Here is a 22,924-nt window from a genome sequence, read left to right as displayed (position 1 = left end):
GCTATTCTGGAGCGAGGACCATGTCCGAAGGCAGATACGCTCCGCCGCAACACAGCTCTAGCGCTTGACCTTGGACGCCGCGGCCGGTCGGTCTGCCGAGCGACATAAGGCTTCTGCCGGAGACTAGTCGCCAGAACCGTACGCGGCGGACGCATCGCTGCCCGGACAGGGCATAACCAGAGCACTTCCACTTCCGAAAGCAAGTCTCCTCGACGGCACCGCGTTAGCCGAGAGCGACCCTCGTCGGGATCGACGACTTGGCACTCAAACTATTGGTAGTGAGGACCGGTGCGAAGCACGAGAACGCTGCTCAGTGCAGCTCCGGGGCTGACGCGCAGCACTGAGAACGTGCAGCGCCTCGCACCGGTCCATCCGCCATGCTGTGCGCGTCACAACTCGCGCCACCCGATTCAAACCCGAGAGACTACGTTACCGCGATAGTTCGCGCCCCTCGTCGTTCAGATCGGTAGCCAAACCTGTCGTGAGCCATCCGATAGAGCAAGTTCAATATCCTAATGTGGACATGCGATGATTGAATTGCATCCACGAGAACCTACATCGTCCGGCAAGGCCGCGGCGACCTTGGACTCCATCAAGCTGCACGCACCGTATCAAGGAATTTCCGTACCTCTTGAGGCGGTTGCTCTCCACTGACAGAGCCTGCGCCGACGACAACACCTGGCTCGAAGCCGAGCCCGTCTCGGCAGCGCCGCCCCTCACCTGCCCGATTTTGTCCGCGACATCCGCCGTACCACTGGCGGCCTGCTGCACGTTCCGGGAGATTTCTCTCGTTGCGGCATCTTGCTCCTCGACCGCCGCAGCGATGGTGGTCGTGATTTGAGAGATCTTGTTAATCGTGGAGCCGATCTCCTTGATCGCAGCAACGGAGACTTGAGTTGCAGCCTGGATCTCGGTGACCTGATCCGCAATCTCTTGGGTGGCTTTCGCAGTTTGGGCTGCGAGCTCCTTGACTTCGGAGGCCACGACCGCGAACCCTCTTCCGGCTTCGCCGGCTCTCGCCGCCTCGATGGTTGCGTTCAAGGCCAGTAGGTTTGTCTGGGCCGCGATGGCGTTGATCAGCGCCATGACGTCGCCGATGCGCGCGGCTGACGACCTCTGGTTGGCTCGAATGATCGGGTTTCAACACCAACGTCGCGCTGATATTGCGCCTGCAGGTGAATACTCGGATGAAGCGCAGTCTGCGGTATTAGGCAAAGGCGGCCTGAGCAATTGCGGTCATTCCGCAAGACGCCGCGGGATCAATGAGTACACGCCTTAGGTTAGTCAGAGATAGCCCCGAGCAGCGCATTTAGAAGTTCAGCGACGCTGTGGGGCTGGTAGATAATGCCGTCAGCGCCATACACTTGAGCTGCGACAAGTGCGTAGTCCGCTGGCAGTTGTCCCCCACCAAACACTGCAAGAACCACGATGTTTTCGTGTCCGAGCTTGAGGGACCGCATTAGCTCAAGATATGTCATGAGCGGATCGCGGACCGCGATCAGGGCGACTCCCAGTTTCACGTCAGAGAAGTCAGAGAGCTCGGTCGAATCGCGAGCATGGTGGACGTCGTGACCGGCGCCGACCAAAGCGGTGCGCAGCTATTGGGCGCGAGCATCATCGGCATGACATGCGACTTTTGAATATACCCGTGTGAGATCTGCCCAAACGGACGAACGCGCGGGTGACGTGGTCAATCCGGGACCTCGGCCAATCTGTTCATATCGCTTACGTCTTGCGAGTTCTTCAGGAGCCCGCCGGCCAGCTCGTAGGCTCGAGTGATTTCACCAAGGCGCGCCATCTCTCGTGCCCCGGAGACATTGGACTTCTCGACAACACCACTCATGACCTTACTCAGAGGTGCAGGTTGTGGGCTTTCCTCCGCCTTTAAGAGATTGCCTCCGACGGGCTGCAACAATTCTGGTCGCGCAAAGCGCACCAAGCTGAGTTGTCCCAGCACCCTCTGTTTCGACGTAACAATGCCGTCGGCCCCGACCTCGAGAGGTCCCTCGGTAGGGCCTGTTTGCAGCGGCCCCGTCTTACCTTGAACGGGATATCCGTCAGTCGTAACGATATTTCCGTTTCGATCGACGAGGAATGCCCCGCTCTTCGTGTACAGCTCGCCATGGTCGGTTTTAACCACAAAGAACGCGTCGCCATCGATTGCAAGATCCAACGTGCTTCCGGTAGCGTGAAGCTCCCCCCGAGCCGTGGTTGTGAGCGGAACGCTTGCATCGGTTAGCGACAGCGGACGCTCCTTCTGGCCGTTCTCGTCTATTCCATTCTCCGGCTTGAGGTACTCCCGGAACGAAAGCTCCCGCGCTCTAAATCCGTCGGTGCCTATGTTCGCGACGTTTTGCGCGATCACGTCCAACTTTCGCTGTAGGCCGATCAAGCGAGATAGATGGATTAACGTATTGTCGCCCATAAGACGCTTCCGGAGGCCGCCGCGGGCCAGCGAGAAGCTCGCCGAAGAGTCCGGCGACTTGCTGGCATGAGCCCGCTCTAGGAGCGCCAGTATCGGTGTTGGAAATGGCGCGCCGATAGACTGCGCGATTACCTTCGTCCGGCTCAAATGAAACGTGTTTATCGTGAAATTCGCATCCTGAATAATAGAGCAAGTTAACGTGGGGCCGGCGCTTACCGTGGACTGCCCGCCCGCGAAGCGATGGCTCGGTCACGGAGGCACACTCTCGGCCGACCTTCGCCCTCCAATAAAATGCTAGTTCAGGATCAACTGAATGCCTTGCAAGACCGTCTGCCCACCCAAGGCGCCGACAAACCCGCTAATGATGAACCCGCTCCAGAAGACGGCTACACGTCCCGACTTGGAAACGTAGAGCGCCAATGTTGCAGCAAGACTCAAGCCAAGAACGATCATGGTGACACGCCGATCTGGTCCGTCGGGATCTGCCACCCAATCCGACAATGCACAGCAAACCGTCTGCGCCAAAGCGGCAGTGACCCAGAAGAAGGTTCCGCGCCAGCTAAGTCCAACCGGCCCCGCAATGGCACCTCTCATTCGATACCAAATCACGAACGAAAGAACGAGATAGATACCCCAGTGCAGGATCGCTCCGAGGTCCCCGATGCCGAGCGACTTGTCGACGGCTTCCGCCAAGTTTGCCCCGACGAACGTGATCGCGGCGATCGACCACCAAAACACGATTTCGGCGAGCCGACGACGGGCAAACATCATCCCGATTGCCGAGACAAGCCCGAATGTGGTGAGGGCGACGACGCCTCCCCAATAACCGGTGTTCATCCAGAGGATCAATGCCCTGCCGGCCATTTGACCAGCGGCAGTCGCAATGAGCCGCGTCGCCCAGAACGCGGCGTTGACGTCGGGAAGCGGCCTCGAACGCACTTGCTGAATACTACTTCGATTGATGGTCCCGCGAGTTCCGACTGGCCAAGTGTTGTACGTCAATGCTCTCGCTCCTCTCGCTAAGACGGCGTGTTAGCCCCGCAGGCCGGTGCCTTGGCGGGAGTCGCTACGAGGTGGCGAGAACCACGCTTCCGCGATAGCCGCCGGCTTAGTGCATCGAGGTAGATATAGACGACTGGCGTGGTGACGAGGGTTAGTAGCTGGGATACGATCAGACCGCCGACGATTGCGAAGCCGAGCGGTTGGCGCAATTCTGCGCCGGTTCCGGTCCCGACCATGAGAGGGACGCCGCCAAGCATTGCGCACATCGTAGTCATGAGAATCGGCCTGAACCGTACTCGGCAAGCTTCGAATGCCGACTGCTCGGCAGTTAAACCCCTGTGTCGCTCGGCCTCCAGCGCGAAGTCGATCAGCATGATGCCGTTCTTCTGCACGATACCGATCAGAAGAATGATTCCGATTAGACCGATAACATCAAGTCCGAAGCCAAAGGCCCATAGTCCGAGTAGCGCGCCGAGCCCGGCGGACGGGAGTGTCGAGAGAATCGTGATCGGGTGAATAGTGCTTTCGTAGAGCATGCCCAGGATAAGATAGACAGCGACGATTGCCGCGACGATCAGGATCGGCGTGCTGGCCAATGAGTTTTGGAACGCTTGGGCATTTCCTTGGAAGCTCGTCGCGACGGTCTGCGGCATGTGGAGAGCTGCCACCGTTTTTTGGACCGCTGCCACGGCCATGCCGACCGCCGTGCCGGGCGCAAGATTGAAGCTCAGGGTCACGGCTGGAAATTGGCTCTGGTGGTTTACCGCCAAGGGAGCCACCCCGTACTCGACGGTCGTAAATTGGCTCAATGGGACCATCGATCCGGATGAGGACCGAACATAGATGCGGTTGAGCGCGTAGGGTCCGAGCTGGAACGACGGATCGACCTCCATGATAACAAAGTAGGTATTCAGGGTCGTGAACATCTGGGCGACGTGACGTTGCCCGAACGCATCGTAGAGCGTGTTGTCGACTGATGCCGGATCAATCCCGAGCCGCGCCGCGGCATCACGATCGATGTTGAGCTTGAGCTGACGAGCCGCGTTTGCCTGATCGGTCGCCACATCCGCAAGCTCCGGGAGCGCCTTCAATTCATCGAAGAGCTTCGTTGCCCAGGTGTTGAGCTCGTCCTGGTTCACGTCCGTCATCGTAAACTGGTACTGCGTCTTTGATAGGCGACTGGCGAGATTGATGTCTTGAGTCGCCTGCAGGAACACCTGAATGCCCTGGAGCGATTGGAGCTTCGTGTTCAGTTGACGAATGATCTGGTCAGCAGAGAACTGCCGATCGGCTCGCGGCTTGAGCAGCACAAAAAGTCGGCCATTGTTCTCTGTCACGGTCGGGCCACCCGGCCCAATGTAGCCGGTCGCATTCGCGACGGAGGGATCCTTCGCTATGATGTCGATGACGTTGCGCTGCAGCTCCGCCATCTGGCTTGGAGACGCATCCGCGGATGCCTCGGTGATACCGGCGATCATTCCGGTGTCCTGCTGAGGGAAGAAGCCCTTCGGAATGTATACGAAGAGCGCCGCCGTGGCCGCCATGCTGGCAACCATTACGGAAATGGTGAGCATCTTCCGCTTGAGCGCGATCTTGAGAACGGCTTCGTATCCGTTCTGAATCCCGACGAACACGCTCTCCAACGCTCGGGACGCCCGACCCGGAGATGCTTCATGCGACGCGCCCAGGAGATATGCGCACATCATCGGCGTCAATGTCACGGAAACGACTACGGATACCGCGATTGCGACGCAAACGGTGACCGCAAACTCCTGGAACATACGGCCCACAACTCCGCCCATCATCAGCAGCGGAATGAAGACGGCGACTAAGGATACCGATATCGAGATGATGGTGAAGCCGATCTCACTGGCGCCCTTCAATGCTGCCTCGAACGGTGGAAGTCCCTCTTCAATGTGGCGGGAGATGTTTTCGATCATGACGATCGCGTCGTCGACAACGAAGCCGACGGCGATGGAAAGTCCCATCAGAGAAAGGTTGTCGAGGCTGTAATTGAAGAGGTACATCACTCCGAATGTGACGATCAGAGAGATTGGCACGGAAACGCCCGGGATGATCGTTGCCCAGAAATTACGCAGGAACAGGAAGATCACGCCCACGACCAGCACGATCGTGATGATCAGCGTTAGCTGGACGTCCTCCACACTGGCTCGGATCGTCTGGGTTCGATCGGAAGCGATTTCCACCTTTATGTCGGAGGGAAGGCCACTGATCAGCTGCGGCAAGATTTGCTTGATGCGATCAACCGTGGCGATCACGTTGGCCCCAGGCTGCCGTTGAATCGCGAGAACGACGGCCGGCTTGTCGTTGAACCACCCGTGCAACGTCATGTCCTCGGCCGCCACGACCGCCTGGCCGATGTCGCGAAGTCGAATCGGCGCACCATTTCTGTACGCGATGATAACGTCCTCATAGCCCTTTGCGGTCAGGATTTGATCGTTGGTCGCCAACGTGTACGCCTGCTGAGCGCCGTACAGCACCCCCTTCGGCTGGTTAATCGTGGCGTTTCCCAGCGTGGTCCGAAGCTGCTCGAGATCCAGGCCGGCCGCCGCAAGCTTCGCCGGATTTACCTGAATACGTATCGACGGCTTCTGGGCGCCGCCGATCGTGACGAGCGATACTCCCGGCACCTGCGAGAGCTTTTGAGCCAGGATGCTGTCCGCATAGTCGTTCACTTTCGTGAGCGGCTGGGTATCGGACATCAGCGCGATTAGGAGGACGGGAACGTCGGCGGGATTGATCTTCCGGAGAATCGGCGGCGACGGCAGATTCTTCGGCAACTGACCGGCGGCGGCATTGATTGCAATCTGAACGTCTTGCGCGGCCGCGTCGGCGCTGCGGTTGAGGGCAAATTGCAGCGTGATCTGCGTGTTGCCGAGACCACTGCTCGACGTCATTCCGGTCAGACCCGCGATCTGTCCGAACTGACGTTCAAGGGGCGTGGCAACCGACGATCCCATCGTTTGAGGATCCGCGCCGGGCAACTGCGCCGTCACCTGAATGGTCGGAGTATCGACGTTCGGCAACGCCGAGATCGGCAATTGAATGAAAGCGATCAAGCCAATTAGCGTTATCCCAATCGTCAGGAACGCCGTAGCAACTGGCTTTCGAATGAAGCCCTCTGACACGTTCATGGCAGCATTCCCGCACTGGCCGTTGTCGCGTTCTGTACCCGGGAGATTTGGCTATCCGGCACGATCTCAACGGACTTCCCGTTGGTGAGGCGATATTGGCCGGCGGTGACCACGATCTCATTCGCAGCCAGCCCGTCTTGGACGAGAACCTTGCCTGAGCGTGACTGACCGGTGACGATGTTCCGTGCGGTCACCTTGTTGTCCGGACCAACCACGTATGCGAACGCGCCTTTGGGCCCCTGCAAGGCGGCAGTCAGCGGAATGGTCAACGCATTCTTTCGGACCGATAGGGTCAAATGGACATTGACGAACGCTCCGGGCCAAAGGGTCCGGCTTGCGTTGGCGAATAAGGCCTTCAAACGTACAGTTCCGGTAGAACTGTCGACCTGGTTGTCGATCAACATGAGTGTCCCGTGATCGAGCTTCTTCCGGTTGGAAGCGTCGTACGCGTCGACGGACGCCTCACCGGAAGCGATGGCCTTTTGAACGTTCGGAATCTCGGTGGAGGGCAACGTGAAGATTGCAGCTATTGGTTCGAGTTGCGTAAGAACGACCAGTCCGTTGATATCGGACGGCTGGACGATGTTGCCCGGATCGATGCGGCGAATGCCCGTGATGCCATCAAACGGCGCGGTGATGGTCGTGAAACTGAGTTGGGTTTGAGCCGCTTCCAATGCGGCCTGGTCCAGCTGAATGGTCCCCTCGCCTTGGGCGACCTGAGAGTTTTGAGTATCGAGCTGCTGCATGGTCGCGAAACCCCGATCCGCAAGCGGTTGCGTTCGCGCCAAGTTGGCTCTCGAATTCTTTAGAGTGGCCTCATCGCGCGAAAGAGCCGCCTTGGCCTGGTCGACTTGCGCTTGGAAGACGCGCGGATCGATTTTTGCGAGAACGGCACCCCGCTTCACCAACTGACCCTCGATGAAGTCCACGCTTTCCAGCGTTCCCTGCACTTGCGTGCGAATGACCGCGGTATTGATGGGCGTTATCGTACCGAGACCTTCCAGCACAACTGGAACGTCGCCTTGAACTACGCCAGTGGCAGTTACGGGCACGGCCTGCGCCGAGGTCGCAGACTGTGTGGCACCGGAAGCACGTGCAGTGGCTTTGTTCGATCCCTCGGAAGCTTCTCGGGTAGCCGAGGGAATCCAATAGTAGGTCGTAAGACCCCCGATCATCAGGAGGACGATCCAGACGATCTTTGATGCTTTCGATTTCATTTACTTGCTCGCAATCTGGGGCGATGTCCGACAGTCGCCACCAACTCCAAAAGGAAGGCCTCGGCAGCGCTACCGGTTGCTTGCGGCGTGGTCGATCCAGCCTGGTTCAACCTGATGATGCGTTCGTCCACGTCGGCGTGTTTCAACTGGACTATGAGCCCGGGCTCTTCCTCGCTCTCTTGGTGAACGACCAGACGGATGACCGCCTCTGTTTCGAGATGATGGAACGGCAAAGGCGTGCACGGCACGTCGATGGCCAGTATTCCGGCACATTCGAGTGACCCTTGCGCCACGAGCTCTAACGCTGCACGTCCGATCTCCCCGGCTCCAAACAGGACTAATTGGCCTGGACGGACTCCCCTTTCCTCCGACATCTCCTCGACGAGGCCGCCAACTCGCCCTAGGTCCGCGCGCCGCACGCCGATATGGACCCACGACGCCGACGGCGTCAGTCGGCGCCAGCGAGCAAGGTCCTCCGAGGCTGGCCACTGGTCCTCTGCGAGAACGGCAATGACGACGCCGGCGCCCGTCCGGCCGGCTCTGGAGCCTTTTCCGAGAATTGAAGGCATGACTGGACATTGGCGATCCAAGCGCTATTATTCAAATGAATTGTAATTATTGGTCAATTCACTATGTGCATATGAGGGATGAGCGTGAGACTTCGGAATCTCGATTTGAACTTGCTGCCGGTCTTCGATGCGGTTTTGACCGAACGGAGCGTCGTGCGGGCTGCCGAGGTATTGGGAATGAGCCAGCCCGCAGTGAGCCATGCATTGAACAGGCTGAGGCACACCCTGAAGGACGGACTGTTCGTGCGGACCCCCGCTGGCATGGTTCCGACGCCAAGAGCGGAACGATTGGCCCTTCCAATTCGCAAGGCGTTGAACGATCTGCAGCTGGCAGTCGAGGGCGATGGCTTCGACCCCGCCTCGGCGGACAGGCGATTCGTGATCGCGGTTAACAACTATGCGGCGGTCGTGACGGCGGGTCCTATTGTCGCCGCGACACGCGCTCAGGCGCCGAAGCTTCGGCTTTCGCTCGTGCCGAGCGGAACGCTCAATGTTTCTGACAAGCTCGATCGCGGTGAACTCGACCTTGCCGTTACCGGACGAGAGTGGGAAGGTGAGCGCTTCGCATCGCAGGTCCTTATCGACGACCACTACGTGGCCGCTTTGAGAAGCGGCCACCCGGCCATTCGCACGAAATTGACGATGGTATCCTTGGCGCAGGTACAGCATCTTGCGATCAGCTCCGCTGCCGAGGACCTGAGCTTTGTCGATAAAGCTCTGAAGAAGAATCGAACGATTGCCCTGGACGTTCCGTATTTGTCGGCCGGCTCCGTGCTGGTACAGTCGAACCTCGTCGCCATTCTGGGGCGGAAGCTCGCTCAGGAGTTTCGGCGCGCCTATCCGATCGAGATTCGTGAACTTCCATTCGATGCTCCTCGCCTCCGCAGCGTGATGACCTGGCATCGCCGGTTCGATGACGTGCCCGCGCACAAGTGGCTGCGAAAGACGATCCTCGCGGCGACCGCCGCGATCTAGGGTTCGTCAGCTAGTGCCGGCTCCCGCTTAGGGGAGACTTAGGGCTCCCCCGATTTCCGCACTGAGTTCGACGCCACCGGTCGAGGCGGCACGTCCAAATGGACGGCGCTCGTGCGGACAGACATCATACCGTTCGGAGAACGGGGCGCCTGGATTCTGCTGTTGTCGCGAGGCGGCGGAGGCCTCGTGGTCTTCTCGCGCCAGCTTATCGCGCTGACCTCCTCACCCCTCCTGAACCCGAAATATGCGACCAGTCATCTGGCGAGCCGAACAACTCCTAAGTGTGGGCTAAGTGAGGACTGTCAAAGTTGTGCGGCGGCTTGCGAACTTGTCGGGCCATCCAGGAATGGCGACATGATATTCCGTATTTTCAGATCTTGTATCTCAGGCGCCGCGAGTTGGAGTTCTGTCAGGATGTCTTCGTTGTGCTCGCCCTGGTAGGCTGGCGTCCCCGGAGGTGGCAGCTCCGAGCGGCTGAAGATCCAGGGGTTGCCTGGCATCCGCACCCGGCCGCCGAGGCGATCGTCGACCTCCACCACGGCATTCCATTCCCTCACCCAATCGGACTTTGCAAATTCATTGAGGGTTCGCACGCGCCCGACAGCGAGTCCGGCCTCGCTCACCTGCGCCTGCAGCTGTTCAATGCTGTCGAAGGTCGACAACCACGCCTGAACTTCAGCAAGCAAAGACGACAGGTTTTCCCTGCGCAGTTTGGCTGTCGCATAGCGTGGATCGGTTAGAAGATCGCTCCGCCTCATCATCGCGCAGTAGCGCATGAACATCGGCGAATAGATGGGGCTTGAAGCAATCGTAAGACGGGTGCCGTCGGCCATTTCAAAGATGTGAGACTCGTTTGCGGACAAGGCGATTGGCTCCCCCGTCGGTATCTATGTCCGACAACAAGGCCCCGGCGCGTTCATTCACAGACAACATGGTTGCCGCCATCGAAACGTCGACGTGCTGCCCCTCGCCGGTCCGGTTACGGTGCTGCAGGGCAGCCAGCACGGCGATGACGGCCTGCAAGCCGGTGTAGACATCCGCATGGCTACAGGAATCGCCTCGTGGTTCCGACAGCGCATCGCCAAAATGATCCTGAACGATCGCGGTAAGACCGGTCTCAGCCTATACAGTCGGCGCAAAGGCAGGACGATTTTTCCAGGACGTGGATTGACCATATCCGCTCAGAGATACGTAGATGATGCCCGGATTGATGGCCTTGACGTCTTCATAGCCGAAACCAAAGCGTGCAAGCGTGCCAGGACGGAAATTTTCAACGATGACATCGGCAACGCGGCAAAGCTTTGCGACAATTTCGCGGGCTTCCGCATAGTTCAGATCGATACTGAGGTTCCTCTTGCCTGCATTCTGCTGCACGTAATAGAGCCCAACCGAAACGCCCGAGGTCGCCCGCCGGCGGCTCAATCTTGGTCACGTCAGCCCCTAGATCGCGCAGAGCCTTGGTGCAATGGGGTCCGGCCAACACGCGGTTGAAATCGACCACGCGCAACCCTTCAAGCGGAGCAGCAGACATGGTCAGTCTCCCTGAAATGCCGCGGTCGCAGGTCCGCTAGCGAAGAAAGCGTCGGCGCCGCGCTGGCGGTCCTTGGCCTTCCAGATCGTATCGTTGATCTCGACCTGCCGCGCATCCGCCGCCCCGATGCCGCCCGCGCCTCGAGATTAGCCTGCTGCTTGCCCGCAACCCGAGGCCGGATCGGTGCTTTGCTCGAGCCACCACAAGCGGAACACCCCTTCAGGTGCTCAACCGTACTATGATCAGCCAACGTGGTGGGCTTTCGTCGAGTGCCCGAACGACCGGCCTTCAGTGACTCGAGCGGTGATCAGGAGCATCAGGAATTTCGCCGGCTGGGTAGCGCTCGCGTTCCGGTCTACGACATGAACGTCGGCAGGCCCTTCATAGAAGGACTGTCCCGGCGTCAGCGTCACTCTTGTCCGCCCTTCAGCTGCATCACGACCGAGCCCTCCAGCACGTAAACAAACGCATGGGCATTGTGCCGATGGATTGCGCTCGAACCGCCAAGCGCATGCTCGACCGTGATCATCAGAGCTTCCCGGCCGGGACTCTCCGCAAGATCCTTGGACATCAGCGGGGTGACCTTGGGCTCCTGAGCCAGCGCGGGACTTGATCTGTAGTCCCAATCACCATCTATGGGATGAAAATCGATCACTTCGGGCTGTCGCTCGACGTACCTTCCAAATTTTCCGCCCACTCGCTCGTGTGATGCCGTGTTCTGGACCATCACGAAGATGGTGAGGTCAATCCCGAGCGCCGACAGGTCTATTTGACTGGTCGTACCGAGGATAATGCCGGCGCTATTCAGTCTCTGTAACCGCCTCTAGCACGCGTTAAGTGACGGTCCAGATGTGATCGAATCTTATCTCGGAAAGGGCGTCCACCGTGCTTAAACCCTCACGCGCTAGTTTAAATCATGGCAGGTAAGCTTTGAATGGACGTCCTCCAATTCCCACCCACCGCTCTTCGTATCCTTGGAGCCATCGCCGGCAAACCAGCATTCCGTGACCTTCAACCGCGCGATTTTTGCGGGGCTTCATAGTCAGAAGGTTCGTCACATCATGCAGATCGTCTGGCGATGCGACGGCAATCGTTAGCCATTTTCCGTCGATGTATGTTTTCGCGTCATCGTAGAGTTTGATCAATTGCGCGTGCCAAACATAGCGCCGCTCCTCAAACTTTTCTCGCTCTGCTCTTCCCATGACCACCACAGCTGAAACTCGTCGGAATTCCGGCACCAGGTGGCAGAACGCCTTGGTCTTCTTGTAACGCAGGGACCAACCGCGGTTCTTTCCATTAGAGCCAATCCGGCGCGAAAACTTCTGGGTAGGATTCAACGATCCAGGTCCGCAGCTTGGCCCAGTACTCGAAGCCATCTGCTCCGATCCAGTCGCGAACGGTGCTTTCATCGGGCGATGCTGATTTGTCGGTGATCCTGTCGCCGATTTGCGGAAGCGTACTAATCATCGGAAGACCTCGTGTTGATAGTCCCGCAGGGGGGCCGGAGGTTAAACGGGCGCTCGTCAAGCTTGCCATGGGCCCTCAGAATGCCGCCGGTGCGACTTTGTCCAGAGCACGGAGAGCATTGCGATACGGTCTGGCGATACTCGAGAGCACGGCTGATCAAGCAGCGACGTCTCGAAGCTCTCGCACGACTGTCAAGTCGATACCGTCAATTACCTTCTCGCTCGCTAGCGGAGCTTGGCCCTCTTCAATAAACGCGGTGGCCTGCAGCGGAAGGAATAGCAGCGTCTTTAGCCCAATAGAGTTCAGTGCCAGCGTCAGATAGGGCGTGAGAAAATCAGGCTGATTTCCTCGCTCTCCGGTAAAGACGCCGCCGGAAGCGACGCCGATAAAAACCGGACGATCCGGAAGCATTCCCACCTTCCCGACGGGCGTTGACTCCATTGTGCGGCCGACGCGCAGGATCTGGTCGATCCGCGCTTTGAGAACCGAAGGGATAGTGAAGTTGTGCATTGGCGTTCCAATGACAATCACATCAGCCGCCTCGACTTCCCGAATGAGCGTTTCGGCGAGGTCCAAAGCGCCCTTCAGCGGTGCCGCCAGTGTGGCCGGCGATGACAGCGTATCCGCGTAGTCAGCCGTGGCGTGAGGCAGAGGATCAGCTCCAAGATCACGCCGCCTGATGCTCGCATCCGGCGCAACCTGAAGAAGCTTCTTGACGATCGCCGCCGAAAGCTCACGGCTATGCGATTTCGGGCGAGGACTGCTATCAATATGGAGGATATTCATGCGAGGGATCCAAATGGCTAGGAAGCTCTTGCATCAAACGCCTCCAGGGCTCCTTGGAGGCGGTTGATACCACTGGCGAGCTCAGATCGAGCCGGCCGGTGCGACTGCGGGGAAGTCCCTGTCGGGATGGAACACGTTGTTGAAGAAGTTCGTCAGCGAGTACATGGCCACGAGCGCGACGATCTCCATGATGTTCGCATCCGTGTAGCCCGCATCGCGGACGGCTTGCAGATCGGCGTCGGTGACATGGCCGCGGCTTGCGATGATCTTGCGTGCAAGCTGGACGGCGGCATCTCGCTTCGGGTCGGTTGCGTGACCCTTTCGGGCGAGGATGATGTCCTCGGCCGGCAGCTTGGCCATGCGCTCCGCCGTGAAGCTGTGCACCGTCAGGCAGTAGTTGCAGCCGTTCACCTCGGAGACCGCAAGGCCGATGCTGTCGCGCGTCTTGACGTCGAGCGCCTTGCTCAACGAGCCGAGCAGAGCGGCCCATGCGTTGAACGCGACTGGGCTTTGCGCGAAGGTCGTCAGCATGTTTGGAGTGAACCCGATGTTCTTGGTGAATGCATCGAGGGTCGGTTTCGAGTCAGCCGGCACGTGTTCCGGCTTCAAAGCAGCAGCTCTGGCCATGATATTTCTCCTTGAATGATTGACTGCGGGGTTGGTTATGCGAAGTGCAGCACATCGGCCACGGGCAGACGCGGCTTCTGCGGCCAGTTGCCGGGCCGCTCCGGCCCGACGGTCAACAGCATCACAGGGACTTCGTCTTCGGCCAGGCCGAACTCTTTGTGCACGGCCTCTGCATCGAAACCGATCATCGGTGTCGACCCCAGGCCCAGCGAGCGGGCTGCATAGATGATGGCTGCGGCGCCGAAGGTCGCGGTGCGTACGGCCTCATCGCGCTGGCGCTGCGGATGATTGTCGTACAGGCCGCGCGCAGGCCCCTCCCATTCCGGCACCATATGTGCCGGCATGATTCCGGCTTCCACGACGGGCGCCAGGCGCGCAGGAACGGTGCTGGCATCGGCCAATTGGCCGACAATGATGAAGGTCACGGCTGCTTCGGTGATTGCGGGCTGGTTCCAGGCGATCGGAAGCAGCCGCGCCTTTGCTTCGCTTGAGCGCACGGCGATGAAGCGCCAGTTCTGCAGATGGAAGGATGTCGGCGCTGACGTGCCGATCCGCACGAGGTCGCGGATCTGATCGTCGCTGAGGACGGCCGTCGGGTCGTAATATTTCGCAGCGCTGCGGCTCAGAATGGTTTCGATCACGGCGTTTGTCGGCAACGGCCGCGCCCGCGAACGGGAGGTTTCCCGATCGGCAGCGACAGCAGTTGCAGTGGTGTTGTTCATTGGGGTGCTCCGTTATCAAGTGATGACGGAGCCCAATTTACCGCCGGAAATGATCGTTTCGAGCCTCTAAAGGCTCAAATTGGCGCTCAAAAGGATCATTCTGGCAATGACCCGGACTCATCGCCGTTGTGCGCCAGTCGGCGCCATTCGCCCGGTGTCATGCCCATCCTCTCCGCAAATACACGCCGGAAGGCCGAAACCGATTGATACCCGACCGTCTCAGCCACAGCTTCCGTGCTGATCCTTGGCTTCTTGAGTTCGTTGGCGGCCATGCTCATGCGCAGATCGGTCAACAGGTCGAGGGCGGAGCGACCTAACTTGTCCTGAAACTGGCGCATGAATGTCGCGCGTGACATGCCGCATAGATCGGCCAGATCGGGAAGCTTCCAAGGTCGCGCCGGATCAGCGAACATCGCCGCAATGGCCGGCGCCAATCTCGGATTGCCAGCAAGGGCCAACAAGCCTTCGGTGGATTTTCCGGATTCGCTCGCGGCGCGGAGAACTAGAGTGAACAAGATCGAAGAAAGCGCGTTCAGAATGGCGCGTCCTCCCGCTCTATCCTCAGCGGACTCCGTTCGCATTAAGCTGACCAGTCCGGAAAGTTGACTCGATGCCGACGCGATGTCCTCTTCCCCGTGGTTTTTCAGAGCCCGCACGACCAGATTTGCTGGCAGGTAGTTGCGGACTAATCGATCATGGGGTGGCACGACGAAAAATCGTCCGCACAGCAGATCTAGTTGCTCACCCCGTCCATTGTTCTCGCTCAACATCCATCCTGCGGAGCCCCTGCTTTCGTGCGTGTTGATCGGCGTTTTGCCGCTGCCGTCGTGCAGCACATGCGCCGAACCGTGAGGGAGCAGCACGATATCCCCGCTCCCAAGCTCCTGCACCGTTCTCGATTCAGGGTCCTCGAAAATCGCCCGGCCCTTGACGATGACATGGTAGGGGATCTCGTTCGCCGCCGCCCTAGGCCAGATAACACGCCATGGCGCGCCGTACGCGCAGCGGACCTCAAGCTGGCCGGTCACGGTGATGATTTGCAGGAGATGACTCAACCAGTCGACTTGAGACATAAGACCTCGATAACCTGAATTGCCCACGCAGCATATCGTATCGCGCGCCAAGCGCGCTTCTGATCACTACGGCCCGGAGATCAGCTCGTATTTCCAACGATATGTGTCCCTGATCTCTTGCTGCCTCCCAAGGCGGATCAGCAAAGACATGAGCGGGAGAAAGAAGCCGTGAAATTAAAGTGGTTTCAATTCTGACGAGAGGATGGACAGAATACCCCTGGCCATTCGCCGCACGGACCCGGTCGGCAATCATGGAAAACTCGTTATTTGCCGGTGGCGAAACCAAGGCCCTCCATGAACCGGCATCCGCAGCGCTGGAACGTCGTGGTCGCAAAGTGCACGGTTGCCTGCGATCGAGCACAACTGAAGCGTGAGCGGCACCCATCGCTACAGCTGCTCGTCGCCACATTGCCGTGGACGGCGCAACAATTCAGTGCTCTTCGGTCTTGAGCCCGCCGACATGCTTCTGGGTGTAGAGCTCGAGGCCGATGCGGCCGATTAGATCGAGCTGGGTTTCGAGGAAGTCGATGTGATGTTCCTCATCGCTCATCAGCTCCTCGAAGAGGTCGCGTGTGACGTAGTCCTTTACGCTGTGGCAATAGGTCGCCGCTTCCTCATAGAGGGCACGCGCGCTCATCTCCGCGGCGAGATCGCACTCGATAATCTCCTTGACGTTCTGGCCGATGCGCAGGGGATCGAGCACCTGCATGTTTGGGAAACCATCGAAGAAGATGATGCGCTCGGTGAGCTTGTCAGCGTGCTCCATCTCCTCGATGGACTCCTTGCGCCAGACCTTAGCCATCTCTAGGAGACCCCAATTATTCAGGAAGCGGTAGTGCAGCCAGTACTGATTAATTGCCGTGAGCTCGTGACGCAGTGCTTTGTTGAGATACTCGATGACTTTCGGGTCGCCCTGCATGATGAACTCCAAGACTTGAGGCCCGTTCTTGACCCTCGCAAGTCTAGAACGATTCTGACGAAGAACAAGCAGACAGGCATTCTCTGGGCGTGAACCCGAGAGGCGCCTGTCCAGCAAAACAAGGGAACCTAAGGCTATTTTCGACGCGAGTTTGGGCTCATTCATCCTTGGTCCCACCATGCGGGGCAGCCAGCCTGACAGGCTAGTGCACGCTCCTTGTACGCCTCGTCGATGATCGTCCTCATGGTGTGCGCGCAGCGGCCGCATTCGGCGCTGCAACCGGGTGCTCATAGATCTGCTTGGCATTGCGCAGCGCGGCGTCAGCCGTGTTCACTGCGTGGCGAGGATACTGGTCGCTGAGGACATTACAGGAGCAGATGATCATGAAGCTCGAAGGAAGACCCTCAGTGATACGGCGTCACCGATAGGAGACGAAGCCAGTGCGCGTTGGAGGCTCCAAACAAGGAGAAGATGGTTGCGTGTCGACCGCTATGGGAAGTCCGCCTTGACCTTTGATCTTTGGAGGTCAGCAAAAATCTGCTTGGTCAATCGGGGGCGACCGGTAGCTGCAGATCGGACGGAGGACGCAGAAGCACCGCTCCACGCCGGCCGAAGATCAACGCTTTCGGTTAACGTAGATGACACAGCCGCGGCTAAGCAACTTGTCTTGATCTAAGAACGGGATTGAGGACTGTCGCTGCGCAATTCCCCTCGCTATGGAAACCATAAGTACTGGCTATTGGAAACTTTCGAGCCGCGCTGCGACCTTGACAGCCACTCAGTCGAATAACGACCAGGACAACCGTTTCAGCCGACACGAGCAGGAGACCCCTGATGTCCGGATCCAATCCGCTCGCTTCCACCGAAATCGCAGCCCGACTCGAGTTCGATCTCAAGTACGCTTTGCCGCTCAAAGCTAGCGCGCGTCATGTGCACGTTGCCGGCGATTTCGCCCTGATCGTGCTGGATCGGTCAATTGATGGCAAAGGTCTAAGTCGCAAATACGTTCGAGACTCAGCGAGCGGCGTCGTGCGCCGCGCGGATCGACGATGGCAGTACCTGATCGACAATAGCCAAAGGACGGCTGTGGCAGCTCTCAGCGATGGAGCCACTCGTCAGTTTGGCACCAATATCACCGCCACCTAGTGAAGCAAACCAACCGGAGAACTCGGACCTGCGCGCCCGAATTTCTTTGGAAGACGACCGATTCGCTACTCGATGCAAAACTTGCCACCAGTGATCAGCCAGTCTCACCGAAGCGGAATGCTCCCGCTGGCATTTTTATCAGCGGTAGTTTCCTTGGTGGTCTCATTCGCCGCTGCGGCCGCTCCGATCCCCCTTTACAACACCTACCGGACAGAAGACGGGTTCACTAACGCCGGTATTTCGATGGCCGTCGTCGCGTACGCCGTCGGCACCATAACCGCGCTGTTGGTACTGGGACGGCTCTCCAATCATCTGGGCCGCCGGGTCACTGCGATCACTAGCCTCGGTCTTCTCCTGCTGGGGTGTCTGCTGTTGCTCAATGTGCACGACATCGACACTCTGCTGGCCGGTCGGCTCCTCGTGGGCCTCGGCACCGGGTTGGCTGGCAGCAGTCTGACCTCCTACATCGTCGATGCGGCACCCAGCAGACCGGAATGGTTGGCGTCCGTTGTCACCAGCCAAGGACCGATGCTCGGCGTCGCTATCGGCGCCATAGCATCGGGTGCGCTTGTTGAGTTCGGCCCCTGGCCGCGCGAACTCATCTATCTCGTCTGCGTTTGCTTCCTATTACTGTCTGTTGCACTCGTCGCAATCAGTCCGGAAACAGCAACTCCGACTCCGGGCGCTTGGCGATCGCTGTTACCCCAGGTCAGCGTACCGGCGCGGGTCAGGCATCTGCTCCCTGTCGCGGCGGCGGTGTTTCTGGCCACTTGGGCCAGCGGGGGCTTCTACCAAGCGTTCATGCCTGCGCTTGTACAAGATGAACTCCACACCCGCAGCCCGTTGATCCTCGGGCTCGTGTTCGCTGCCTATATGACCCCCAGCGTTCTCGGCGCTCCCATTGGTGGCTGGTTTACATCCGCGGTAGCCCAACGCGTCGGTATGATCACCTTCGTGGCCGGAATGATCGGCATCAGCACTGCAATCTTAGCCGGCACACTGGTGTTGTTCATCACCGCGACCATGGTTGCCGGTGCCGGCCAGGGCATCGCCATCAGCGCCGCCACACGCGGCTTGCTGCACGGCAGCACACTCGCCGAACGGGCACCAATCTTCAGCGCGATCTACCTTCTCTGCTACAGCGGCGCCGCCTTCCCGAGCCTCATCTCCGGGCAACTTTCCAACCTGTTCTCGCTTCCGCAGATCACGCTTGGATACGGCGGACTTGCCGCCGTGGCCACCCTATTTACCCTTCTCGGTGCGCGCAATCCGCACACCGACAGAACCGGGAAGAGCACGTCCGACGGCTCGACCGCTAGCGGTTCACCAGTACATGGAACAGTGCCATGAGAATCGTCGCTGTCCTGGGCGCCGCTTTATCCCGATTGAAGCGCAGATTATCGCCGCAACATACCCGGCAATGAGACGAATGACAGAGGAGATCATTCCCATGAAAGCGATCGTTGTGACGGACCAGGCTGCGGGAACGGCCGGGATGAAGTTGGTGGAGCGACCCGAGCCGCAGGCAGCGATAAATGACGTCGTCGTTCAGGTGCATGCGTCTGGATTCACCTCGGGCGAGCTGACATGGCCTTCGACCTGGACCGATCGCCTCGACCGTGACCGGTCGCCGACGATTCCCGGCCAGGAGCTGGCAGGTATTGTCACCGCTCTCGGCTATGGCACGACCGGACTGTCGGTAGGACAACGGGTGTTCGGTCTCTCTGACTCGTATCGCGGCGGCACCCTGGCTGAGTATGTGGCAGTGGAGGCACGCAATCTCGCACCGCTGCCAGGCGACGTCGAGTTCTCGGTGGGGGCGGCCGTAGCGATGCCGGGCCTGACTGCTTGGCAGGGACTGTTCGTGCACGGTCGCCTTGAGGCGGGGCAGAGCGTTCTCGTGCACGGCGCGGCCGGCGCGGTCGGCTCGATGGTGACGCAGCTCGCGCGAGAGGCCGGTGCCTACGTCATCGGCACGGGACGCACCGCCGACCGTCAGAAAGCGCTCGACTTCGGCGCGCAGGAGTTCGTCGACCTCGAGAAAGACGATCTCGAAGGCGTCGGCGGAGTCCATCTGGTTTTCGACGTCATCGGGGGCGAGATCGGTAAGCGGTCCGCCGGTTTGGTTCGAGCCGGAGGAACGTTGGTAACCATCGCCGGGCCGACCGAAGCGCGGCCCGGCGACGGCTTGGCGATCGACTTTGTTCTGGTGTCCGATCGCGCGCAACTGGGTGAGATCGTCCAGCGGGTACGGGACGGACGACTGCGTACAAACATCGGCAACATCGCGACCCTTGACGAGGCAGTCGCCGCCTTCAATCCGACGCGGCGGATCAGCGGGAAAACGATCATCCGAGTTCGTCCGTGAGGAAGCAGCGGCGAGCGGCTCTCCCCTCACACATGCATTGTCGGCGCTTTCCCCGGGCCGGTGCGTGGGGCAGGCAATGCCCATCGATCCCGTCGTCTCTCAGCTGATGTCCAAGGTCGTGCCTGGGTACCCATGCTAGCTCGGCTCGCATCCTGGCGGAGGATTCGCCTTTGCCCCGGCCCGGCGCGGCCCGCATATCTAGGAGGAAGAAAGTGACTGTTGATCATGCAATCTTTGCGCGCTGGCCGGCGCAGTATCCCGATCGGCTGCAACTCTTTTCCACTTCCACGCCCAACGGAGTGAAGGTCGGCATCATGCTTGAGGAAACGAGCCTTCCTTACGAGCCGCACCGGATCGACATCATGGCAAACGAAACCCACGACCCGGCCTTTCTGGCGCTCAACCCCAACGGAAAGATTCCCGCAATCTACGACCCTGATGGGCCTAGCGGAACACCGCTCGCGCTGTTCGAATCGGGCGCGATCCTCCTCTACCTTGCCGACAAGACCGGACAATTCATCTCGGCCGATCCAAACACCCGCTATGAAACGATCCAGTGGGTGATGTGGCAGATGGGCGGAGTCGGGCCGATGTTCGGCCAGGTCGGGTTCTTCAACAAATTCGCCGGTAAGGCCTATGAAGATAAGCGCCCGCGCGACCGCTACGCGAACGAATCAGCGCGGCTGCTCGGTGTCATGGACCAACGGCTCGCGGGCCGGGACTGGGTGATGGGGGCCGACTACAGCATCGCCGACATTTCGCTGCTCGGCTGGGTGCGCAATCTGATCGGCTTCTACGAAGCACGCGATCTCGTCGGCTTCGACCGCTTTCTTCATGTGCAGGCGTGGCTCACCCGTGGCCTCGCGCGGCCGGCGGTGCAACGCGGGCTGCAAGTGACAGCTGGCTAGAAGCGCTCGCGAAGAACAAGGAGATGGTATCTATGATTGAAATCACTGCCGACATGGAGGCAATCATCAAACAGGCGATATTGTCGTTTGTGGCGACAGTCAACGAGGATGGAACGCCAAATCTTTCCCCGAAGGCGTCTTTGACGGTAAGAAACGGCGTTCTGTACTTTGCCGACATCGCCTCGCCTCGGACGATACTGAACTTGGAGCGCAATCCCGCTGTCGAAATTAACGTAGTCGACATCTTCCAGAGGCGCGGCTACCGATTCAAGGGCCGTGCGTTGATACTGCCACCAGAAGATGGCGAGTCCTTGATGATCGCCGACTGGGTTCGGGCGACGAATGGCCTAGAGTATCCTGTCGATCACGTTGTCAAAATCGAAACCACTTCAATCAGCCCGTTGCTATCTCCAGCCCATGTCTTCGCTCGCCCTCCTCGAAGTCAGGATGAAATCAGGAGCACCTACTATCAAAAGTACGGTGTGAAGCCCATCGGGGCATAAGTGTGGGCTCCGCAAAAACCGGTCGGTACCCAGAGTTAGAAAGTCCGCGAACATCCGAACCACTATCTCGACCGCCCGCGCAGCGCAGCCTTATCGATGGCCGCCCCACGCTGATGTGAGTTCGGGCGCGAGGCTGCTCGCTGTCTACTGCCTCGACACCGATGACAAGGCGCTTAGCGCGCTCATCAAATGCCCCCTTAGGACTTAAGAGGAGCGAAGGTCTTTCGTCGTAGGGCGGAAGCGGTCCATGCCGTCGAATTTACCTGCGACGCCTCAATCGCGACGGTGGAGCTTCCATGGGCGCGTTTGCAAAGTTTCTATCTTTACTTTCTACTGGACGTGCTTGCAGCTCCTCGGTGGCGTTTCGAAAAAATATGACCGTCCCGCGACCGTCGAGGAAAAGTAACTGTGGAGATAGTGATCGGCGGCATAGGCATCATTAGCTCGAAGATCGTTCTATTCCAGGGGGCATTACATCCCTCGCGGCGTCGAGGGGATCCACATCGTCACTGGAGATGGCCAAAGAGCCACGGCGGGCGCACAGGTGGTCATCGTCTGTCGCTGACGTGACATCTTAGCTGCCGCCTACGGCGAATACTTCGCTCCGACCAGAAAACTGATCATGACCGCCTTGGTCGAGCTCGGCCGCGCTTATCTCATCCCAGTCCTGGCGAGTTTCCTCATGCCGGCCTGGACCCAAGCAAATTGACTCCTCGCGGATCGAGCGCGGAGTCGCGAAACTATTTGAGGAACAAAATCGGCCCCGGGGACCCTAAGCGCCCCTGCCATCCTTTTTACCGAGCACGCAGCGCCATGCTGCGAGGCGCTCGGTCCGATGCTGATTCATCCAGTCGGCAAGCTGCGGTGCGCCCATAAGGCAGGACTGCATCGAGATGTCAGCGAAGTTCGAGGTGGTGACGGTCTGCTCGTGGCAATTTGCGGGAGAAGACAAGCTGCAGAGTACGGCGATGATCGCGATCATGATGCGCCCCCATCGCCGTGATCGATGTCTGCGTCCACGCGCATGTGGCTTGCGCATGCATTGTCCGGCTGGTCGCAGGCACATTCAGACGGCGGGAAGACGCTGTCATAGATCGCTCGAGCTTCTCGACCAAGGCGAGCTCGCTCTCGCTCCGACTTTGGTGCAAATCGAATGATCTCACCCATATTTCACTCCTATCATAGTACATTATCGTACTATTTAGCGATTTAGGTTCGTTGACGTCGATTTGGGCACCGGCGCAGTTAGCAAACGAGGGGGTAAGAACAAGTAACGGATCCGATGTTGTAGGCGTCGGTCGTTTGGCCCGGTCGAGTTAGTACGCTATAGCGCGGATTCCCACCGTGCGCCCCGAGCGATCGGCGTAGATGTAGAGGGGGCGCGCCGTGCCTTCCACGACTTCGCGGGAAATCACAACTTCTTCCACACCTTCCAGGCCCGGCAGGTCGAACATGGTCTCGAGTAAGATCGCCTCGAGGATCGAACGCAGACCACGCGCGCTCGCGCTCTCTTTCGCCTCGTCGAGCGGGT

20 protein-coding genes and 5 pseudogenes are annotated in these 22,924 nt (G+C 59.2%); 6 read left to right on the top strand and 19 right to left on the bottom strand.

Going from position 1 to position 22,924, the window contains the following annotated elements; translation table 11 throughout:
- Window positions 1-592: 592 nt before the first annotated feature.
- The 6 genes and pseudogenes from BRAD3257_RS08860 to BRAD3257_RS08830 form a co-directional block, all read right to left on the bottom strand.
- A pseudogene (locus BRAD3257_RS08860) lies at window positions 593-1,110 on the bottom strand (methyl-accepting chemotaxis protein); the annotation flags it as partial.
- A gap of 580 nt (window positions 1,111-1,690) precedes the next feature.
- Window positions 1,691-2,425, bottom strand: a complete 735-nt coding sequence (locus tag BRAD3257_RS08850) for a flagellar hook-basal body complex protein (protein WP_122406443.1) — start codon at window positions 2,423-2,425, stop codon at window positions 1,691-1,693.
- Between the two features lie 294 nt (window positions 2,426-2,719).
- Window positions 2,720-3,427 carry a hypothetical protein gene (locus BRAD3257_RS08845; RefSeq protein ID WP_145986986.1) on the bottom strand — a complete coding sequence of 236 codons (708 nt, stop codon included), beginning with the start codon at window positions 3,425-3,427 and terminating at the stop codon, window positions 2,720-2,722.
- A 17-nt stretch (window positions 3,428-3,444) separates the two neighbouring features.
- Window positions 3,445-6,582 carry an efflux RND transporter permease subunit gene (locus BRAD3257_RS08840; protein ID WP_122401538.1) on the bottom strand — a complete coding sequence of 1,046 codons (3,138 nt, stop codon included), beginning with the start codon at window positions 6,580-6,582 and terminating at the stop codon, window positions 3,445-3,447.
- Window positions 6,579-7,799 carry an efflux RND transporter periplasmic adaptor subunit gene (locus tag BRAD3257_RS08835; RefSeq protein ID WP_244607894.1) on the bottom strand — a complete coding sequence of 407 codons (1,221 nt, stop codon included), beginning with the start codon at window positions 7,797-7,799 and terminating at the stop codon, window positions 6,579-6,581. The genes BRAD3257_RS08840 and BRAD3257_RS08835 overlap by 4 nt, the downstream gene beginning before the upstream one ends.
- Window positions 7,796-8,368: a hypothetical protein gene (locus BRAD3257_RS08830; protein ID WP_122401537.1), complete on the bottom strand. Its 573-nt coding sequence runs from the start codon at window positions 8,366-8,368 to the stop codon at window positions 7,796-7,798. Before BRAD3257_RS08830 ends, BRAD3257_RS08835 begins: the two co-directional genes overlap by 4 nt.
- 105 nt (window positions 8,369-8,473) lie before the next feature.
- Here BRAD3257_RS08830 and BRAD3257_RS08825 point away from each other — a divergent pair, with 105 nt between their 5' ends.
- On the top strand, window positions 8,474-9,343 hold the full coding sequence (locus BRAD3257_RS08825; RefSeq protein ID WP_244607893.1) for a LysR family transcriptional regulator: 870 nt from the start codon (window positions 8,474-8,476) through the stop codon (window positions 9,341-9,343).
- 302 nt (window positions 9,344-9,645) lie between these two features.
- Here the strand turns inward: BRAD3257_RS08825 and BRAD3257_RS41710 are convergent, their stop codons facing one another.
- The 10 genes and pseudogenes from BRAD3257_RS41710 to BRAD3257_RS40830 all read right to left on the bottom strand — a co-directional run bounded on the left by BRAD3257_RS41710 (window position 9,646) and on the right by BRAD3257_RS40830 (window position 16,853).
- The gene (locus BRAD3257_RS41710) at window positions 9,646-10,206 is read right to left on the bottom strand and encodes a CoA transferase (protein ID WP_283809945.1); all 561 of its coding nucleotides are present in this window, start codon (window positions 10,204-10,206) and stop codon (window positions 9,646-9,648) included.
- Window positions 10,178-10,874, bottom strand: a pseudogene (locus BRAD3257_RS41705) (CaiB/BaiF CoA transferase family protein). Before BRAD3257_RS41705 ends, BRAD3257_RS41710 begins: the two are co-directional and overlap by 29 nt.
- Before the next feature lie 409 nt (window positions 10,875-11,283).
- Complete coding sequence (locus BRAD3257_RS08810; RefSeq protein WP_244607892.1) at window positions 11,284-11,601, bottom strand: cupin domain-containing protein; 318 nt, start codon at window positions 11,599-11,601, stop codon at window positions 11,284-11,286.
- Window positions 11,602-11,908: 307 nt separating this feature from the next.
- A pseudogene (locus BRAD3257_RS08805) lies at window positions 11,909-12,341 on the bottom strand (DUF3788 domain-containing protein); the annotation flags it as partial.
- 156 nt (window positions 12,342-12,497) lie between these two features.
- A complete protein-coding gene (locus BRAD3257_RS08800) occupies window positions 12,498-13,127 on the bottom strand; it encodes an FMN-dependent NADH-azoreductase (RefSeq protein ID WP_122401536.1) in 630 nt (209 codons plus the stop codon).
- Between the two features lie 81 nt (window positions 13,128-13,208).
- Window positions 13,209-13,754 carry a carboxymuconolactone decarboxylase family protein gene (locus BRAD3257_RS08795; RefSeq protein WP_122401535.1) on the bottom strand — a complete coding sequence of 182 codons (546 nt, stop codon included), beginning with the start codon at window positions 13,752-13,754 and terminating at the stop codon, window positions 13,209-13,211.
- 35 nt (window positions 13,755-13,789) lie between these two features.
- Window positions 13,790-14,476: a nitroreductase family protein gene (locus BRAD3257_RS08790; RefSeq protein ID WP_244607891.1), complete on the bottom strand. Its 687-nt coding sequence runs from the start codon at window positions 14,474-14,476 to the stop codon at window positions 13,790-13,792.
- Window positions 14,477-14,571: 95 nt separating this feature from the next.
- On the bottom strand, window positions 14,572-15,549 hold the full coding sequence (locus BRAD3257_RS08785) for an AraC family transcriptional regulator (RefSeq protein WP_122401534.1): 978 nt from the start codon (window positions 15,547-15,549) through the stop codon (window positions 14,572-14,574).
- Window positions 15,550-15,979: 430 nt separating this feature from the next.
- Window positions 15,980-16,468 (bottom strand): bacterioferritin, encoded by a 489-nt coding sequence (gene bfr / locus BRAD3257_RS08775; RefSeq protein ID WP_122406439.1) that lies wholly within the window; start codon window positions 16,466-16,468, stop codon window positions 15,980-15,982.
- A 161-nt stretch (window positions 16,469-16,629) separates the two neighbouring features.
- Window positions 16,630-16,853: pseudogene (locus tag BRAD3257_RS40830) on the bottom strand ((2Fe-2S)-binding protein).
- 449 nt (window positions 16,854-17,302) lie between these two features.
- Here BRAD3257_RS40830 and BRAD3257_RS08765 point away from each other — a divergent pair.
- The 5 genes from BRAD3257_RS08765 to BRAD3257_RS08745 all read left to right on the top strand — a co-directional run bounded on the left by BRAD3257_RS08765 (window position 17,303) and on the right by BRAD3257_RS08745 (window position 21,393).
- Window positions 17,303-17,614, top strand: a complete 312-nt coding sequence (locus BRAD3257_RS08765) for a hypothetical protein (RefSeq protein ID WP_122401533.1) — start codon at window positions 17,303-17,305, stop codon at window positions 17,612-17,614.
- A gap of 117 nt (window positions 17,615-17,731) precedes the next feature.
- Window positions 17,732-18,964: an MFS transporter gene (locus tag BRAD3257_RS08760; RefSeq protein WP_197711535.1), complete on the top strand. Its 1,233-nt coding sequence runs from the start codon at window positions 17,732-17,734 to the stop codon at window positions 18,962-18,964.
- A 100-nt stretch (window positions 18,965-19,064) separates the two neighbouring features.
- Entirely contained in the window at window positions 19,065-19,982 is a 918-nt protein-coding gene (locus BRAD3257_RS08755) for an NADP-dependent oxidoreductase (protein WP_122406438.1), read from the top strand.
- 212 nt (window positions 19,983-20,194) lie between these two features.
- A complete protein-coding gene (locus BRAD3257_RS08750; protein ID WP_122401531.1) occupies window positions 20,195-20,890 on the top strand; it encodes a glutathione S-transferase N-terminal domain-containing protein in 696 nt (231 codons plus the stop codon).
- A 32-nt stretch (window positions 20,891-20,922) separates the two neighbouring features.
- Entirely contained in the window at window positions 20,923-21,393 is a 471-nt protein-coding gene (locus tag BRAD3257_RS08745; protein ID WP_122401530.1) for a pyridoxamine 5'-phosphate oxidase family protein, read from the top strand.
- 772 nt (window positions 21,394-22,165) lie between these two features.
- Here BRAD3257_RS08745 and BRAD3257_RS08740 read toward each other — a convergent pair.
- The 3 genes and pseudogenes from BRAD3257_RS08740 to BRAD3257_RS08730 form a co-directional block, all read right to left on the bottom strand.
- Entirely contained in the window at window positions 22,166-22,375 is a 210-nt protein-coding gene (locus BRAD3257_RS08740) for a hypothetical protein (protein ID WP_122401529.1), read from the bottom strand.
- Window positions 22,372-22,560: a hypothetical protein gene (locus BRAD3257_RS40825; protein WP_122401528.1), complete on the bottom strand. Its 189-nt coding sequence runs from the start codon at window positions 22,558-22,560 to the stop codon at window positions 22,372-22,374. Before BRAD3257_RS40825 ends, BRAD3257_RS08740 begins: the two co-directional genes overlap by 4 nt.
- Before the next feature lie 149 nt (window positions 22,561-22,709).
- Window positions 22,710-22,895, bottom strand: a pseudogene (locus BRAD3257_RS08730) (ATP-dependent Clp protease ATP-binding subunit ClpX); the annotation flags it as partial.
- Window positions 22,896-22,924 lie beyond the last annotated feature (29 nt).

This window comes from Bradyrhizobium vignae (assembly GCF_900324035.1).
Classification (GTDB): Bacteria; Pseudomonadota; Alphaproteobacteria; order Rhizobiales; family Xanthobacteraceae; genus Bradyrhizobium; species Bradyrhizobium vignae.
The sequence above is the reverse complement of the archived record's forward strand: the minus strand, read 5'-3'. Positions and strand labels throughout refer to the sequence as shown.